The 17,544-nt window shown below is 43.4% G+C and carries 14 protein-coding genes; 13 read left to right on the forward strand and 1 reads right to left on the reverse strand.

The window, feature by feature from the left end; genetic code table 11:
- Nucleotides 1-70: 70 nt before the first annotated feature.
- Complete coding sequence (locus Q4519_RS02620; protein WP_303509191.1) at nt 71-1,078, forward strand: DUF2860 family protein; 1,008 nt, start codon at nt 71-73, stop codon at nt 1,076-1,078.
- Between the two features lie 3 nt (nt 1,079-1,081).
- On the opposite strand, the gene Q4519_RS02625 is transcribed toward Q4519_RS02620, so the two are convergent.
- The gene (locus tag Q4519_RS02625; RefSeq protein WP_303509194.1) at nt 1,082-2,638 is read right to left on the reverse strand and encodes a hypothetical protein; all 1,557 of its coding nucleotides are present in this window, start codon (nt 2,636-2,638) and stop codon (nt 1,082-1,084) included.
- 493 nt (nt 2,639-3,131) lie between these two features.
- On the opposite strand from Q4519_RS02625, the gene Q4519_RS02630 reads away from it, so the two are divergent.
- The 12 genes from Q4519_RS02630 to tssH all read left to right on the forward strand — a co-directional run bounded on the left by Q4519_RS02630 (nt 3,132) and on the right by tssH (nt 17,523).
- The gene (locus tag Q4519_RS02630; RefSeq protein WP_232801875.1) at nt 3,132-5,114 is read left to right on the forward strand and encodes a type VI secretion system Vgr family protein; all 1,983 of its coding nucleotides are present in this window, start codon (nt 3,132-3,134) and stop codon (nt 5,112-5,114) included.
- Nucleotides 5,115-5,161: 47 nt separating this feature from the next.
- Entirely contained in the window at nt 5,162-5,737 is a 576-nt protein-coding gene (locus Q4519_RS02635) for a Twin-arginine translocation pathway signal (RefSeq protein ID WP_232801874.1), read from the forward strand.
- A 16-nt stretch (nt 5,738-5,753) separates the two neighbouring features.
- Nucleotides 5,754-6,056, forward strand: coding sequence for a PAAR domain-containing protein (locus tag Q4519_RS02640; protein ID WP_232801873.1), 303 nt, complete (start codon nt 5,754-5,756; stop codon nt 6,054-6,056).
- Nucleotides 6,057-6,300: 244 nt separating this feature from the next.
- Nucleotides 6,301-7,752 carry an ImpA family type VI secretion system protein gene (locus Q4519_RS02645; protein WP_303509202.1) on the forward strand — a complete coding sequence of 484 codons (1,452 nt, stop codon included), beginning with the start codon at nt 6,301-6,303 and terminating at the stop codon, nt 7,750-7,752.
- Between the two features lie 43 nt (nt 7,753-7,795).
- Nucleotides 7,796-8,317 carry a type VI secretion system tube protein Hcp gene (locus tag Q4519_RS02650; protein WP_232801871.1) on the forward strand — a complete coding sequence of 174 codons (522 nt, stop codon included), beginning with the start codon at nt 7,796-7,798 and terminating at the stop codon, nt 8,315-8,317.
- A 15-nt stretch (nt 8,318-8,332) separates the two neighbouring features.
- Nucleotides 8,333-8,833, forward strand: coding sequence for a type VI secretion system contractile sheath small subunit (gene tssB / locus Q4519_RS02655; protein ID WP_232801870.1), 501 nt, complete (start codon nt 8,333-8,335; stop codon nt 8,831-8,833).
- Between the two features lie 2 nt (nt 8,834-8,835).
- On the forward strand, nt 8,836-10,314 hold the full coding sequence (tssC, locus tag Q4519_RS02660) for a type VI secretion system contractile sheath large subunit (protein WP_303509209.1): 1,479 nt from the start codon (nt 8,836-8,838) through the stop codon (nt 10,312-10,314).
- A gap of 36 nt (nt 10,315-10,350) precedes the next feature.
- Complete coding sequence (locus tag Q4519_RS02665; protein ID WP_303509212.1) at nt 10,351-11,745, forward strand: type VI secretion system contractile sheath large subunit; 1,395 nt, start codon at nt 10,351-10,353, stop codon at nt 11,743-11,745.
- Nucleotides 11,745-12,173 carry a type VI secretion system baseplate subunit TssE gene (gene tssE / locus Q4519_RS02670; protein WP_232801867.1) on the forward strand — a complete coding sequence of 143 codons (429 nt, stop codon included), beginning with the start codon at nt 11,745-11,747 and terminating at the stop codon, nt 12,171-12,173. The genes Q4519_RS02665 and tssE overlap by 1 nt, the downstream gene beginning before the upstream one ends.
- A complete protein-coding gene (tssF, locus tag Q4519_RS02675) occupies nt 12,166-13,920 on the forward strand; it encodes a type VI secretion system baseplate subunit TssF (protein WP_303509214.1) in 1,755 nt (584 codons plus the stop codon). Before tssE ends, tssF begins: the two co-directional genes overlap by 8 nt.
- A complete protein-coding gene (locus tag Q4519_RS02680) occupies nt 13,911-14,846 on the forward strand; it encodes a type VI secretion system baseplate subunit TssG (RefSeq protein WP_232801865.1) in 936 nt (311 codons plus the stop codon). The genes tssF and Q4519_RS02680 overlap by 10 nt, the downstream gene beginning before the upstream one ends.
- Nucleotides 14,847-14,895: 49 nt before the next feature.
- Nucleotides 14,896-17,523, forward strand: a complete 2,628-nt coding sequence (gene tssH, locus Q4519_RS02685; protein WP_303509220.1) for a type VI secretion system ATPase TssH — start codon at nt 14,896-14,898, stop codon at nt 17,521-17,523.
- The last annotated feature ends 21 nt before the right edge of the window (nt 17,524-17,544 follow it).

Here is a 17,544-nt window from a genome sequence, read left to right on the forward strand (position 1 = left end):
CTGACAGAATAATTTTTCCAATGGCGTAATCTTTGGAACAGTCCAAGGTTATCAATCGAAGGAAAAAAACATGTCACGGATAATTCACTCACTACTCGCTTCAAGTTTGTTACTAGCGTCGCAGCAAAGTGTTGCCGACCTTGCTGAGCCTGGCTTTGATTTTGTTTTAAACATCAATGCCGGAGGGGGTCAAAGTCAATCTCAAAGCAACACAGACAAAGATAACGCCATCACTAAAGATTTGAATAATTCGGGAAAAAAGCAAAGTGCTGCAACAGCCTTTGCCCTCGGTCGCTTGTCTTACACCCTGTCAAATAAACAAACACAGTTCTTCTTTGGTAATAGTGAAGATGATGTTGTACTTGGCGATTTCAAAGCCGAATTGGGCATTAGCCAAGAGTTTGATAACGGCACGGTGGTAACTTTAGCTTATGTCCCTTTACTCGCAGAGTCTGAAGCATGGAAGGATCCTTATCTGACTAATGTAAAACGCCAAAAAACTGATGTCAGCGCCCAAGGTGTACGCGTTCGGTTTGATAATATACTTAATATTTATGGTAACCCAATCAACATCCAATATACTTGGGCTGAGGCAGATTATGAACACGATCAAAGTGGCCAACAGACTAGCCTAGGATTATCAAAATCACAACAAGATCAATTAAAGCGAGATGGGGATTACCATCAAGCTATGATTGAATACAGTCATGCCCTATCGCAGCAATTTACACTGCAACCCGCCGTGACCTTAACTCGTGGGGCATTAGAGGGAGAAGCCATGGCTTTTGATAAAGCCGAGCTACAGCTGTCCCTTATCACTATGCTATCAGAGCGGAGCCAGCTAGCGACTAGCGTATTTTATGGCGCATCTCAATTTGATCAATCACATCCTATCTTCAATCAAAAACGAGAAGATAAAGAGATTGGTGCCTTTGTTTTTTACAGCTATAGCGCTCCCTTTAATTGGGAAAATGCTGCGTTTACCGCCATGACGGGCTACAGTAAAAAAGATTCCAACATTAATTTCTATGACGAACAAAATATCGCGGCCTCCATCGGCATGGTATACAACTTTTAACCACTAAAACTCGGTACGGGCATTAAAAGCGCGTACCGAGTCTTGATAGCAATGCCACAGCAGAAAGCATAATGCAGTCACATCTTGCTTTGCCTTGCACTGCTGCGCCAACTCTCGCGCTATCACTGCCAGTACAGGCAACGCAAGCCTCTCGCTTAATATAATAATTTTACTAGCATTCTCGTTAACCATTTGGCCATCAGCAACTTGCTCAGCTAACGATGCAAGATCGAATAAGGCTTCTGTCACCTTTGGTGAAAGTTGCTTTTTGTCATCCATCACTTGCTGCTTGACCATTACCTCCTGTGGCGCAAGTAAAGGCTCAACAACCTCGCTAGGCAGCTGCCCTTGTAACATTAACTCCAGTTGATGGACGGAATCACTAATGTCACCACGAGCCATGCCAGACAAGATACGTAATAAGTCTTGTCGCAAGAAAGGGGAAACCAACACCCCATCCGCCACCGCGCTATATTGCTGTATTTGCGCTTCAGACCAATGCTTATCAACTAAGACGATCAAGGCGTCAGCGCCAAATTCACTCTCTAACTGGGGCAAAGCGCCAGCTTGTGTGCCTAAATCAACCAAAATAACGTTATTTTTTATTTTGCTCAGTACGCCGCCTATTTGCGTTGCATCACTTGCAACGCTAACACTTATCCCCCATTCAATCATACTCTCTAGTTGACTCGAATCTTGGTCATGACTAAACCAAACCAACGACCACGCCGATGCATCAACACTCAATACGTGCGGCCCTAAAGGTAAAATTTTATTCGCTAAGGTGGCCGGGCGCTCTTTTTCCAAACCGACAGTATCAAGCAGCCGTTGATATTCCCTTTCAAGATCATGCTGTAACGAACGTAGCACTGCGGCTTGATTGGCCGTTGCCGGTCGCCACTGTAAATAAGAGAGCTCGTCAATCACCTGAACGATACCGTCAACCAAAGGCTGAACCAACTGACTTTGCTTCGATTTGTATTGTTCAAACTCTTCTGCAAGCTCTTGTAGCTGTTTCGGGAAAAATTGATTTAAATGTGTAATTTGCTGAGTTAGCTGTTGATTTTTTTCCTTCAGCTCCAGCATATTTAGTTTTAAGTGCCGCTTTTCTTGCTCAAGTAATGATAGTTTTTTATTCTCTCGTTGCTTTTGTTGCTGTAAGACAGTCAACTTCTCACTCAACGCTTTTTGCTGCTGTTGCTGCCAATATAAGGCATCTTTGATCGGCTTTATTTCTGATGGGTCTAAATCACTTTCTATAAATGGTGAGCCCTCATAAACAGCGGCTTCTATGTCTTGATAGGTTGATATGCGCAGCTTCGCAGCTTTAGCTATCTGCAGCTTTAATTGGTTAATTCGACACAAACTAAGCCCTAAAGCCAACAGCAATAACATAACTAACCATGACAATTTACTGCCAATAGCTAACAACCCTGACTGTAGGTCAACCCCAAGCGGCCAGCCAAAATAAAGCCATGGCTCGGGATAAAGCAACAATAACGTTAGCAACAAAGCCAAACAGGCTAAGGTATAGCTTAGAGGACGGGTAATAAGGCGCATGAAGAGCTCCACCAATCAGCGATGGAATAAGTATAGATAGCAAGTCTAATTGTTGCATTTACCAGGCTCAGTCAGGGGAAAGCACATGAATGTTTTTCAAGCAATTAGTAATGTTTTCTTAGGCGAACATCTGCCACAAGGAAGCGATGGTTAAGCCATCAACAGTTTTTGAGGAGCATGTTTCACCATTTCGGATAAGAAAAAGTGTTACTTTTTGCTAAATTGCTCACATTTTGTATGCCCATGTGCTCGCCCTGCAGACAAAATGAAGGTAAACCTTGTGGGGGGTTGACATAGCGTGACACAAACCATAATCGTGCCAATAAGCTAAGCTTTTAACAAATGTTACTTTTCTGTTTCCTTTTGAAAACCAAAGCGGTTCCGGATAAGCTAATTATTCATTAAACGCGTTAGACGACAAGCTAAAAAACTTCTAGTAAAAAATTGAGGTTTACCATAACGCTCACTATTACAGCAAGGATAGCCTGCACAAATGGCAGAACAATACACCGATGAAACGAGCTTGTTATCGGCAAGTGATTATAAGAACGACGTTTATAGCGTCATAAAACTCAGTGTCAACGAACAACTCTCGTCTCCGTTTGAAATAACACTTGAGCTAATCGCTAAAAACTTCAATGCTAAAGAGCAACTAGGCCAAGCCATGACAATCGAGCGCTTTAGCGCTATTTCAGGGATGCGTGAGCAACAGCGTGCATATCACGGTTATATTACACATATTCAACAAACCGGTTGGGATCACAAACAGCTGTTTGCCACTTATCGATTAACCTTGCGCCCTTGGCTTTGGTTATTGAGTCATACCCTGCATCACCGCGTGTATCAAAACAAAACCACGCAGGATATCGTGAGTGACATTTTCACCGAGGCGGGCTTTAAAGGCATGTTTAAATGTAATGCTATGCCTAGCACCAAACGTGAGTATTGTTTGCAATATAACGAATCAGATTTAGACTTTGTCAGCAGACTGTTAGCTGAAGAAGGCGTGCATTATTTTTTTGAACACAGCAAAGATAAGCACACATTAATTTTGCAGGACGCGCAGAAGCCATTTGTGAAAGCAAAGCAGTCCCTTTTTGATCACAGTGACACGCCCAGTGGTGAGCATCCACTGATTAACACTTGGTTGCCTCAGTATACATTCCATAGCGCGAGTTTAGAGCTAAACAACTATGACTATGAGCAAACAAAATTAGTTAGCAGCAAAGTAAAAAAATCCAGTAATAAGATAGCCAATAACACTAAATTAACAAAACAGCATTTTCCCGCAGCCAGTATTAGTGGAAAAATAGATGATTTAAGTAGCAACTTAATTAAACGACGAATTGAACAACTTGAACAAGATTATCAACAAATTACCGCAGAAAGCACATCAGATGACTTTGTTGTCGGGCAGTGGTTTAGCTTAAAAAACCATCCAGATAAATCGCAACAAGGGGATTATTTAGTCATATCAAGCCAGAGTGAATATCAAGCAGATGGGCAAACTCAGGTGCAACTTTTACTTTGTTCAAGTAATACTAATTACTATCCAACCCCAAAGCCGAAACCGCAAATTATAGGGCTACAAAGTGCGACTGTAGCAGGCAGTAGTAAAGGTCAACCTAGTCAAGATGACGAAGGCCGTGTTCGAATCTTGTTTCAATGGGACACTAAAACCAGTGGCGACAAAACCAGCTGCTATGTTCGCGTAGCTCAATCGATGGCAGGTAATGGCTACGGTTGCCAATTTATCCCACGTGCTGGACAAGAAGTATTAGTTAGCTTTATTAATGGTGATCCCGATTCCCCCGTGGTGACTGGTAGCGTTTATAACAGCAAACAAAAACCACCATACAAAGACACAGACAGTACCCAGTCTGGGATCAAAACTAAACTTAGTGGCCAGAGTAACGAATTACGTTTTGACGATAAAAAAGATAACGAAGAATTATACTTACACGCAGCTAAAGACAGTCTATTTGAAATAGAAAATAATCATACCCAAACGATTAAGGGTGAAGAAAAGCGTACCGTTACTAAGAAAATGACGATCAGTACCCAGGATGATTATGCGCTAACAGCTGACAAGGGCATTAGCGAAAAAGCAAAGACCATCACCCTTGAAGCAGATGATAAAATTGAGCTAAAAGTGGGCTCAAGTAAAATCACCATGACCACTTCATCAATTAAAATTGAGAGCTCAGATATCCAGGTTAAAGCCTCTAAGGGCTTAAAGTTACAGGGGATGACATTCGATGCCAAAGCGTCGACATCAGCCAAGTTAAGCGGCGCATCAGTAGATGTTAAAGCGAGCGGAGCTGGTTCATTCAAAGCCTTAAGCTTAACCTTAGATGCAAAAACAACGTTAACAGCACAAAGTAAATTAAGTACTGATGTAAAATCTAACCTTAAAACCTCCGTTGGCGGCGGCGTCATGACGGAAGTTAAAGGCGCAATTGTTAAAGTTAACTAAGATCAAGCAATATTTCTCACCTGCTGGTCTCACGAGCAACTAAAAATATGTCATTAAAAAAAATTCCGTATCAAACAGGACAACAGCTACTAGCTTGCTTTACTGCCAGCGATGAGGCTCACGCCTTAGTCACCGAGCCATTGGGAATTCTCGAAACAATAGAATTACTCGATAAAGAAGGACTGCACTTTGATTTGATGCAATTTATCGCCCATGGCTTACCGGTAAGAGAATCAATTTGGTGGGCGAGCTTGTGTCTCAACTTACGTAACAACGACTGGCACCCCAATCAAATACAAGCTATAGAGTTGTGTCAAAGCTGGGTAAAAAAACCAGATGAGGTACTTCGTCGCCGGATTGAATTAATGCTGAATAAAATGAGCTTGAATTGCGGCCCAAGCTGGTTGTTACAAGCCGTATTTTGGAATGGCAGTGGCAGTATCGTAGCGCCATCGTTACCCGCCGTGATGCCAGACCCTCACCTATATGCTAAAGCAACAGCAGGCGCTGTTAACATGGCAGCAGCGCTACCGGATTGGCAAGGCCAAGTAAATTATTATCAACAAGCCACTGCCACAGCCATTAATATTGCCAACGGCGGCAATGGCCAGCAGCCCAGCTAAATAAAAAGGATACTTTATGAGTTTACCGGCGGCACAACTTACCTCAATGCATGTTTGCCCTATGCTCACGCCAGCTGTTCCCCCCATTCCCCATGTTGGTGGACCGGTAGTCGGTCCAGGTGTACCCAATGTATTAATTGGCAATATACCGGCGGCAGTGATGGGTGATATGTGCGTTTGTGTTGGCCCTCCTGATTCAATCGTCAAAGGTAGTATGACAGTACTCGTCAGTAACCGTCCTGTTGCAAGAATGGGCGACACCACCGCTCATGGTGGAACAATAGTTGTGGGAATGCCAACGGTTTTAATTGGAGGCTAATAAGCAATAAAAAGATTGTAGATCGAAATATATACAGACTTAATGCTTTTTTAAGCATATGAGAGAAAAAGCACAAAAAATTAAACATCTTTGTCAAAGTTCTCTGCTAACATCTAATGTTAATGAAATGTGTAAACATTCCTACTACTCATAATAAAAACAATTAGATAACAGTATTAACATATCATCACGGCCAAAGGCCTTATCAATAGTGATTGAAAGTGTTTAAGGGAAATAAAACAGAATGGATGACTTGATTTTACCCCTATCGGAGCAAAATCCATGTGGTATCTATCTTAAAAGTGACCGCAGTGCATTTCGAGCTCTCAGAAATGCCTACAACAGCGCACTCTCAAGTTTCCGTCAGCTGGTTGAAGATCCCAGCGCCACGTTTGATGAAGCGAAAGTCGCAGCTAATCAACAAAGCTGGTCTGAATTAAGTGATATAACCCACCAAACTCTTAGCTCTCAGTCTAAAGATCTAGAGATTTTATGCTGGTTCATTAATGCACAAATTTTTTCTCGTGAGCCACTGGCTAACACGGCTCAAGCCTTAGCTGTTTTACCACAATGGATTGAACATTATTGGCCTCACTTACACCCTATGCCACCAGTTGAAAAACTAAAGTCGACAGATCCTGCTGAACAAAAAAAAGAATGGGCCGAGCTAAGAACAAAACCGTTACTGCAGTTGATTGGAGAAAGCCAAGACAGCAGCTCTCTTTATATGCCACTGCTGATGCAACCACTGATCGGTGATATTAACTACAGCCAATATCTTGCTGCCGAGCGCGCGGGAAACTTAGCTGAATTGAAAGAATCAGCCCATCAAGCCCTCGATCAACAGACCAATGAAAACTTAATCGCCCTCGGACAAGCCATGCAAGCACTGGAAAGTGCAGAAACATTACTGCATGAGAAATGCCAGCAAGACAGAGCAAAAGGACTTAGTTTTAAATTCATTAAGCAGCTGTTTGAGCAATTGATTAACTGCATTAGATACCTAGTCGGCGATAAAATACAGCCTTGGCCCCTTGACGTACAAGTAGATGAACCACTTCCTGAAGCGTCTATAAACACCACAGATATCGCCCCCCCCGATGACGCAAAAGACGTAGTATCAACACCAAGGCCTGTTGAAACGTCGTTTAATGAGGACAATGCGCTCGATATCAAAGGGCTATTGGCACAAGGAAAGATCTTAAATCGCGATCATGCCTTTAGTGAATTACGCAAAATCGCTGATTACTTTCGTGCGACCGAGCCACATAGCCCAGTCGCATCATTACTAGAGCGTGCTATCCGTTGGGGTTACCTTAGCTTACCCGAGTTACTTGCTGAAATGGTCGGTGATAATAGTCACGTAACGGATCAAATTAACATGCTGACAGGGTTAGACAAAAATAAACCAATCCCACTACCAAAGCTGAATATCACGCCTTCAGACGTAGAACGTACTATGACGACGCCTACGCAGCCCCCCACAATTGAAACGCCTAATCCAAGCAGGCGAGAAAGCCAGCAAGGGGTTGCACCTGTTCATCCGGTCCCGACTCCCCCTGCCGCAACGGAATTGGCTACAGGGCAGGCTTCTAATATTGAAGATTTAACTCACAATAATTTAGATAACGACGAGCAAGCAGAGCAAGAACCCCAAGCAAATAGCAACTCGGGCCTTTCCGATTTTGCTTGGTAGTAATTTGACAAATACAACAGCTAAATAAACCAAGGAGATTAAAATGGCTTCAATTTTCATGAGAATTGACGGTGTTACCCCTAAAGGTGCAGCAACCGTAGAAAAAATCGGCGGCAAAGACGGCTTCTTCGCGATTGATAGTGTGTCATGGGGCGCGGTTCGTGGTGTCGGTATCGACGTAGGTAATTCGAACAATGGCGACCAAGGTATGGTTGCGTTAGGTGAAGTCAGTGTTTCTCGCTCATGTGATGGCGCATCTGCGCACTTAACAAGCTTTTTATACGCCCCAGGTGCGGAAGGTAAAACCATTGAAATTGTAATGACCAAACCTAACCGTGAGGGCTCTGGCGCCGATCCTTACCTTATTTTAACCTTAAAAAAAGCTCGTATGGCTAGCTATAACATGTCTGGTAGCGATGGTTCATTACCTGCGGAATCTTTTTCTCTCACTTACACTCAGATTTCTAAAGCTTACTATATTGAATCTGATGGCGGTAAGATCGAGAAAGGTCCTGAAGTTGGCTTTGATGCACCAACAGCTAAAGTGACATCAACTGCTAAATAACAAAGGAGAAAGCCTGTGGCACTTAACTCACAGCATAAACGCGTTAGTAAAAACCGCGTAAGTATAACCTATGACGTTGAGACAAACGGCGCCGTTGAGACCAAAGAATTGCCGTTTGTAGTTGGTGTAATTGGTGATTATTCTGGCCATAAAGCCGATAAGGAAGATCTCGAAGATCGCACTTATTACAACATCGATAAAGACAACTTTGATACTGTTATGAAACGCGTAGGTCCGGAACTGAGTCTAAAAGTGGATAACGTGCTGGCAAACGATAACAGTCAATTTGAAGCAAGCTTAAAGTTCAACTCAATCAAAGACTTTGAGCCTGAAGCCATTATTGAACAAGTTGAGCCATTAAAGCAATTAGTTGAAACTCGTAACCAGTTAAAAGTATTACTTTCTAAAGCAGATCGCTCACGTGATTTAGAGAAGTTGCTAAAGGAAGTGTTACAAAGTGCTGACACCATTAATGCCCTCTCTACAGAGCTAGGTGTTAACAAGGAGGGCGCGTAACCATGACAGAACAAAGCCAAACGCAAACACAAGCCGAAGCAGCAGAAGGCAGCTTAAGCTTTCTAGACCGCGCTATCGAAGCCACTACGCAAACACCAGCAGACACCACCAAAGAGCTGTTCTCTGTACTGGCCGAACAAGCACTCGCCGGAACAGTAACGTGGGACAAAAACGTTACTAAAACCATCGAAAATGCCATTGCCGAAATTGATAAACGCTTGTCGCATCAACTATCGGAAGTGATGCAAAAAGATGATTTTCAGAAACTAGAAGGTTCATGGCGTGGCCTGCAAAAATTGGTTAAAGAAAGTGACTTAGGCCGCTCGCTTAAAATTAAAATGGTTGATTACTCTCAAGAAGAGTTATTGGAGCAGTTTGAAGATGCCCCAGCTATCGACCGTAGCCCGCTTTTTAATTCCCTATATCAAGGCGAATTTGGTACTGCAGGTGGTGAGCCATACGGCACTTTTATTGGTGATTATGAATTTAGTGCCAAGGATGAAGATGTTGCCCTACTTCGTTACATGGGTGAAGTAGCCGCTGCATGTCATGCCCCATTTATTGCCGCAGCGAACGCTGAAATGTTTGAATTTAATAGTTTTTCAACATTTAATGAAGGTAAGCCTGTTGCTGCTGGTTTTGACTCACCTGCTTATGCTGCATGGAACTCATTTCGTGAAAGTGATGATGCTCGGTATGTAACGCTGACATTGCCACGAACTTTAGCGCGCTTACCTTATGGTGAAAAAGGCTTACCCACTAATGCTTTTGCATATGAAGAATTAGCTACTGACAGTGCCGGTAACCCAAAACCGAAAGATAATTCTCAACTAGTTTGGTCAAATGCCGCTTATGACTTAGGCCTGAAAATGACACAAGCTTACACCGCCTCTGGCTGGTGCACTTCAATTCGAGGTTTAGATAACGGTGGTAAAGTAGAAAATCTACCAAACCTTACCTATCTTTCCGATGCGGGCGACATTTTGCAGCAGTGCCCAACGGAAGTAAACTTAACCGATGAACGTGAAAAAGAACTGAGTGATTTAGGCTTTTTACCCCTAGTGCACTATAAAAACAGTAACTATGCTGTGTTTATTGGTGGCCAAACTACTCAAAAGCCAAAAACTTACACCGACCCTGATGCTACGGCAAACGCGGCTATTTCAGCACGCTTACCTTATATTATGGCCAGTGGTCGCATTGCCCATTACCTAAAAGTCATGGGTCGCGATAAACTAGGCTCTAACCTAGAAGCCCCTGACATTCAACGTGAACTACAACTTTGGATTGATCAATATACCAACTCAGGTGCTATTGGTAATGAGCAACGTGCTAAAACCCCGCTAGCGGAATCTCGTATCGAAGTGGTAGAGCAACCCGGCCGTCCAGGCGCTTACTCTGCTATCGCCCATTTACGCCCATGGCTACAACTTGAAGAGCTGACTACCTCAGTTCGAATGGTTGCTAAGATCCCACGTTAATTAAGAGTATGGCCGGCTATGCTGGCCATTTTATATATGAAGTTAGCACCAGACTGGCAATATAAATTCAATCATTTAGATAGCAATGACCAAGGGTTTTTAACAGACGCTTTGTCTTTGGTATCTGAGCTATTTCCTAGCGCCCTTAAAAATCAAAGCACTTTTATGAGCTTTTTAAGCCGCTTAATAACCACAATAGATCAACAACTATCGCAACAGCTTGATGCTATTTTAGCCGCGCCAGAGTATAAGGCGATGGCTGCAAATTGGTTAAGTCTACATAACTTAACGCATCTACCGGTTAACTATCGCCGTGCACAAGTAAAGCTTCTCGACATGAGTTGGGCTGAAACCTCTAGCGATCTAAATCAATCTTACTCAATTAAACTGAGTCAACTATACAATAAAATAGCGAATCAAGAACTTAACACCTTAGGGGGCCACCCTTTTGGGTGCATTGTTTTTGCTCACAGTATTAGTATGGACATCGATTTTGACAGTGATTTTGACGACATTTATACCTTAGAGTTACTCGCAAAATTAGGTGAATCCTGTTTATGCCCAATGATATTTTCACCTGCGTTGGACTTTTTCGCGGCACAGGGAGCCGATTGGTTATCAGACACCCAACGTATTGACAAGGTGCTCAATGGTCCTGATTACTTAGCGTGGCAAAAGCTACGCAAACACTCAAGTAGTCGCTTTATTTGCTTGGCAATGCCGCGCGTTAAACTTCGTCAACGCTATAAAAACCATGGTCTTGGCTTTATTTACAACCAAGGTACCGCTAGCTTGTGGGGCAGTGCCGCCTTTACTTTTGCTGGCACCATTTTACGCGAATATCACCGCCTAAATTGGTTTGGTTTTTTAAAATCACGTTGGCCTGATAAATATCAAGGAGCGGTAATCAATTTACCCGAAGAAAGCATCGCAACAGCATTACTTAAACAGCCCGAGCCAGATGTACGTTTGTTCGGCGAACTAGCGAATTTCTATGCCCAGCAAGGCTTTATTCCAATGAGCTTAAGTCCTCTCACCAATAAGTTCTTTTTTAATGGTAACAATTCTATTTGGCAAGCAGGCGAATCGGACAACGACAAAGTACTCACGCAACTACAAACCACTTTAATTTCATGTCGTATTGCCCATTATCTCAAGGTGCAAGTGCGTGAAATGATTGGCAGTTTTAATAGTGCACAAGAATGTGAAACCTACCTAACCAACTGGATTGAAAAGCTTTCTAGTAATGTTGATTATGCCGATGAAGCAACCTTAGCCAAATACCCACTACGCTATGCGAAAGTCACAGTAAGAGAAGCAGGCGATGAAGTTGGCGCGCTGTACTGTGATTTAAGGCTCATCCCGCAGTATCAGTTTGATCATTTCAGTGGTGAAGTTGTGCTAACCACTGATTTAGCAGAGGCCAGCTAATGTCTTTCTGGCAAACCTTCATCAACACCAAAGACGGTATTAGCCCAAGTCAACGCGAAGTGGAATCCGTGCGTTACCATTTAAGCCAATTATTAACCAGTGAAGCCCCACTCATGCTAATCGACGATAGCTTCCAACAAGTTAGCTCATCAAGTATGCGTTTTGGTATCGAAGATATGCAACTACTGCAAGCTAATTTGGATAACCAACAGTTCGCATATCAAGTCGAGCACTGGATCAAAACCTTTGAACCAAGGCTTGATAAAGTGAGTGTAGAGCTCAAACAGCGAGATGAATCTAAAAACGCAATTTGCTTTACCCTATTCGCCGAACTCAGAACCGAAGCCGGCTTACAGGAGTTAGTATTTGATTCCAAAATCAAGCTTAGCGATCTTAGCGCGACTTTAGAGGATGAAGATCTTGTCTGATACCCTATTACGTTATTATGAGCGAGAGCTCGCTTTTGTGCGTCGCTCATTAGGCCAATTTGCCCAGCAACATCCAAGTCATGGTGAACAGCTAGATATCAATCAAGGTCAAATTAATGATCCTAGCCTCGCCCGTTTAATGGATGGCGTGGCACTGTTGAATGCTAAAACCGAACAACAGATAAGTGCACAGCTGCCCGAGGTTATCGATGGTTTATTGAGTGTGCTTTACCCCAGCTACAATCAAATTATTCCCAGTGTCGCCTATTTAAACCTAAAAGCCGATCCTGCGCAGCTAACCCAGAGTGTTTTGCTACCGGCTGGCAGTGCGTTAGCCGCAAATGCAGAGGGACAAGAGTGCTTGTTTCGCACTGTGGCAGATTTAACCATTCACCCTATTAGCCTTAATAAAGTACAAGCTTTTAGCGCACCGTTTAACTTCGAGCGTCCAGAGGGAGCGGAAAAAGCCAATGCCGTAATTCAATTAACCTTAGAAACCACCGATGAAGCCACTTTATTTAGTCAATTAGAGTTGCCACAACTAGCACTTTTCGTCCAAGGGTTTGAACAACATGCTGACTCTTTAATTGAGCTACTACTCGGAAAAACGTTACTGATTTCAGCCTCCGATGAACAGCAACTTAAACATCAACAAGTGCCTGCAAGTAAGCTAGTCAATCGACTTACTGACAGTCATTTTTCTTTTTTACATAAAACAGGCAATGAGTTTGAGGGGTTTCAGCAGCTTAGGGAGTTCTTTAGTTTTAAAGAGAAGGCGCAGTTTTTCCGCCTAGAAGACTTTAATCAACTGAGTCAAAGCGTACAAAGTTCGACCTTAGTCCTTAATTTTTTTATGAGTGCGATCCCAGCGGAATTTATTCGTCTGTTTGATAATAATGTATTCAAACTAAATGTAATCCCCGCCATTAACCTGTTTAGTCAACGTGGTGAACCGATCCCCTACGAGCATAAAACATTAAGTTTGCCGATTATGGCTGACGCCCATCACGACAGCCAAGTGGCAATTATTGATGTGGAACGAGTATTTGAAATTCATGCTCAAGGTGAAAAACCCCTAACACCACTCTTTGGTGAGCAATATCACCAGCCCAATACCACTACCTATTGGCAAGCGCGTCATAACGCTTTGCAACAAGTTGAGTTAGTCATTAGCGATACTTCCCCTACCAAATCCACCAACAAGAAAATCATTGGCAGTCAGTTGTTATGCAGTAACGGTAATTTAGCTTGTAGTGTAACAGGCGCTTTCGAATGTTTAGAAAACATAGATTTACCCGGAGAATTGCACTTATTGCAACCCCCTTCGTCACCCATTTTACCCGAGCTTGATACCAGTTTACATTGGCGCTTTGTTGGTTTACTGCACAGTAACTTTCATAGTTTATTACAAAGTAAACAGCCCACTGATAGCTTCAAAGAAATGCTCACCCTGTGCTGCCGAGCCAGTCAAGATGGCCAACGAATTGAAACAATTAAACAGGTGACATTCAAACCTCAAGTATCGAGCTTACGTGTGATGGGACAAAATATATTTGCAGCCGGTACAGAAATTGAAGTGACATTAGATGGTAGTGAGCATTACTTAGCTTTTGCACACTTATTAAATGGTTTTTTGCAACAATTTTGCAGCTTCGACCGCTATATTCAGTTAAAAATTAAGCTACACGGTCAAGATGGCGCGGTTAAGGTGTTTGATAAAGTGCACGGCAGTCAGTTATGTTTTTAAACTCACCTCTCGGCCAGCAACTCAGTCAGCACGCCAACCAGTATGACTTTGTACAAGTGATCCGCTTATTACAAAACATGGCCGAACAAGCTGGTCAAGCCGTGGACATTCATTACCACGCCGAAGTGATGCCAACGGGCTCGGCCCGTGAAGTACAAGCGCTAGAATGGCAATCAACAGGGGTGCATATTACTTTAGCGAAAACCGCCCTTTCTGGGGTCAAAGGCGTGCTCCCTGATTACCTTTACAGCGCCATGCTCAATGCCCTGCATCAAGATGATAATGCATTGAAAGACTTTCTCGACATTTTTAACCAACGCTATTTTGAAATTCGTCATCAGATTGAAACTCGCACTTGGTTGATCTTAGCTGCAGAGCAAAAAGCACAAGCAATACAAGACATTCATCAATTTGCTGGTTTGGCCAACAATACTTGGTTTCGTTACAGCCTATTGATGGGACAAAAGAGCCGCCATTTAGGCACTTTAAAGCAGCTACTCAATGACTACTTCCCGTACGATATCGACGTCAGGATCAACACCTTTGAGCGACGTAAATTGCCCAGTGATGCACTGTCCAAACTGAGTGCTCACTCGCCAAGAAATAATCTGTTAGGCCAAGGTTTTTTAATGGGCAAAACCTGTATTAGCCAATTTAACCACTTAAAAGTATTCATACAGCCTAATAGCCGCGCACAGTTTCTCGCAATCAAACAAGATCAGCAATTAACTCGTGCGATGGCAACCATGATCAGCCACTTTTTGCGGGATATGACGCCCGTTTCAATTTACCAAAGTGTAAAAAGGGCTTATCTAAATCGCCCTGTACTTTCAAGTAATCCAAACAAAGGTGCGAAATTAGGTGAGGTAGATTGCCTCGCGCCAGAACGAAACCCAGATAAAGTCGTCCATATTTTGATGCAGTAACGATTGACTTAAATAAACCGCGTTATACACCAGATAATAAGGGAATAGCATGACACAAGTGGCGTTAACAAAACTGATTAGTAAACTCGACAGTGACTTAAAACAAGCACTGGAAGCTGCCGCAGGCGCAGCCATGAACCAAGGTGTGCCAGCGATAGAAACCGAGCATTGGCTATTGCAATTAATTCAGCAAAACGATGCTAAGCTAAATAGCTTATTTACCAGTCAAAATATTAATCAAGACGCGGTTGTCAGTGAGCTATTGTCCTTGATCGAGCGCTTTGCTAAAGGCAATGAAGGGCAACCCACGTTAAGTCATGCCCTCACCGAACTGATTAAAGACAGTTGGATGATCGCATCAGTTAACTACGGCCACGGCCAAATTGTTAGCTTGCATTTAATTCAAGCCTTGCTACAACAAAATGTCATGGGCGTACAAAGCTGCAAACTGCAATCGTTAGCACAACTTTCCCTCGAGTCGCTGCAGGCTTTGATCAACAAAACCGCCATTACCCGTGCAAGCAATGCTACTGCGGGAACCCAAGGTGAAATGACGGATACCACGCCAGCAGGTAAAGAAGCACTCAGTAAATACACCATTAACTTAACGCAACAAGCCAAAGACGGTTTTATCGACCCTATATCAGGGCGCAACGCTGAAGTACGCAAAGCCATCGACATCTTGTGCCGTAAGCGACAGAACAACCCCATTTTAGTCGGTGAGCCTGGCGTAGGTAAAACGGCGGTAGTGGAAGGTTTAGCGTTGCGTATCGCCGCTAATGAAGTGCCAAGCGCACTGCAAGATGTGCAGATTCACTCTCTTGATTTAGGCTTATTACAAGCTGGTGCAAGCGTAAAAGGTGAATTTGAAAACCGCTTAAAAGATGTTATCAATGAAGTAAAAAACTCCGCTGAGCCTATTATTGTCTTTATCGATGAAGCGCACACCCTAATCGGTGCGGGCGGTGCTGCGGGTCAAAATGATGCCGCTAACTTACTCAAACCGGCTTTAGCGCGCGGCGAGTTTAAAACCATTGCCGCCACCACTTGGGCGGAATACAAAAAATACTTTGAAAAAGACCCCGCTCTCACCCGTCGCTTTCAAGTGGTGAGTATTGAAGAGCCTAGCGCCGCCGATGCCATGCAAATGTTACGTGGCATCGCTCAATCGCTACAGAAGCACCATGGCGCTTTTATTGCCGAATCAGCCATCGATGCCGCAGTGAATCTATCCATTCGATATTTACCTAGCCGTCAATTGCCAGACAAAGCCATTAGCCTACTCGATACAGCCAGTGCCCGCATTGCACTCACCCAAGGTGCAAAACCTGAAGTGATTGAAACGTTAGAGCAAACCATTCGCTATCAACAAAATGAATTGGCAGCATTAGAAAAAGAGCACGCCCTCTTTAACCGAGGCAAAAATGAAATAGAAGCGCTGCAACAAAACATTGCAGAGCAACAAATAGCGCTAGAAAAATATCAAACTCGATGGCAGCAAGAAATTGAATTAGTTCAACAGATTAAAGATTTACAGCAAGCTATTGGTGACAATCATAATAATTCTGAATCGAATCAAGACAATTCTACCTTGCAGCAACAAATGGCTGAGTTAACTAATCAGCTACACGAGATTCAAGGTGATGAACCGTTAGTCAATGCCATGGTTGATGACAACACTATCGCTCAAGTGATCGCCAACTGGACGGGGATCCCTGCCGGGGCCATGATGAGCGATGAAATAGCCAAACTATTAAGTCTTGAAGCTGAGCTGGACAAACGTGTGATCGGGCAAGATGTGGCCAAAAGCGAGCTTGCCAAAAGCATTCGCATTTCCCGCGCGGGCTTAACCGATAATCGCAAACCAATCGGTGTATTTTTAATGTGTGGTCCCAGTGGTGTAGGTAAAACCGAAACGGCCATGGCATTAGCAGAGCAATTATACGGCGGTAGTAATGATCTGACCGTTATCAACATGACCGAATTTAAAGAAGAGCATAAGATTTCAATGCTACTAGGCTCTCCTGCAGGCTATGTCGGATTTGGTGAAGGCGGCGTCTTAACTGAAGCCATTCGCCGGAATCCTTATTCGGTACTGTTACTGGATGAAATGGAAAAAGCGCACCCCGGTGTACATGATTTGTTCTACCAAATTTTCGACAAAGGCCATATCAAAGACAGCGAAGGACGCACCGTCGATTTTAAAAACACGATAATCATCATGACGTCAAATGCAGCCGACCAAGCCATTTGCGATGCCTGCGCCCAAGCTGAAAATCGCTTAGATAATGATGCCTTACTTGAACAAATTCGCCCAGATCTACAGCATTACTTTAAGCCGGCATTTTTAGGTCGAACCACAATTGTTCCTTATTACCCGCTTAATGATGAAGAGTTAGGCAAAATTACCGCCATAGCCTTAAATCGGATCAAGAAAAAACTGGCCAGCCAATACCAAGCTAGCTTTGTCTGGGATCAAGCATTTGTTGACTACATAGTAGCAAAAAATACAGACCCAACCACAGGAGGGCGCGCAGTAGAGCAAATTATTAATCGCTCATTAATGCCAAGACTAGCCGAACAGTGCATTACCCGCTTGAGTCAGGCCCAAGGTATCGATCATGTACAAGTTTCGGTAGCCAGTGATGGCTCTGACTTCGCATTAACGATTAATTAATTGGGAGCCGCCGGCCAACAC

The organism is Motilimonas sp. 1_MG-2023, assembly GCF_030547455.1.
Lineage (GTDB): Bacteria > Pseudomonadota > Gammaproteobacteria > Enterobacterales > CBDFNC01 > Motilimonas.

Excerpts from the sequence above, each read along its gene's own strand:
- Q4519_RS02620 (WP_303509191.1), top strand. The coding sequence starts at position 71 with ATGTCACGGATAATTCACTCACTACTCGCTTCAAGTTTGTTACTAGCG.
- Q4519_RS02625 (WP_303509194.1), bottom strand. The coding sequence starts at position 2,638 with ATGCGCCTTATTACCCGTCCTCTAAGCTATACCTTAGCCTGTTTGGCT.
- Q4519_RS02630 (WP_232801875.1), top strand. The coding sequence starts at position 3,132 with ATGGCAGAACAATACACCGATGAAACGAGCTTGTTATCGGCAAGTGAT.
- Q4519_RS02635 (WP_232801874.1), top strand. The coding sequence starts at position 5,162 with ATGTCATTAAAAAAAATTCCGTATCAAACAGGACAACAGCTACTAGCT.
- Q4519_RS02640 (WP_232801873.1), top strand. The coding sequence starts at position 5,754 with ATGAGTTTACCGGCGGCACAACTTACCTCAATGCATGTTTGCCCTATG.
- Q4519_RS02645 (WP_303509202.1), top strand. The coding sequence starts at position 6,301 with ATGGATGACTTGATTTTACCCCTATCGGAGCAAAATCCATGTGGTATC.
- Q4519_RS02650 (WP_232801871.1), top strand. The coding sequence starts at position 7,796 with ATGGCTTCAATTTTCATGAGAATTGACGGTGTTACCCCTAAAGGTGCA.
- tssC (WP_303509209.1), top strand. The coding sequence starts at position 8,836 with ATGACAGAACAAAGCCAAACGCAAACACAAGCCGAAGCAGCAGAAGGC.
- Q4519_RS02665 (WP_303509212.1), top strand. The coding sequence starts at position 10,351 with ATGAAGTTAGCACCAGACTGGCAATATAAATTCAATCATTTAGATAGC.
- tssE (WP_232801867.1), top strand. The coding sequence starts at position 11,745 with ATGTCTTTCTGGCAAACCTTCATCAACACCAAAGACGGTATTAGCCCA.
- Q4519_RS02680 (WP_232801865.1), top strand. The coding sequence starts at position 13,911 with ATGTTTTTAAACTCACCTCTCGGCCAGCAACTCAGTCAGCACGCCAAC.
- tssH (WP_303509220.1), top strand. The coding sequence starts at position 14,896 with ATGACACAAGTGGCGTTAACAAAACTGATTAGTAAACTCGACAGTGAC.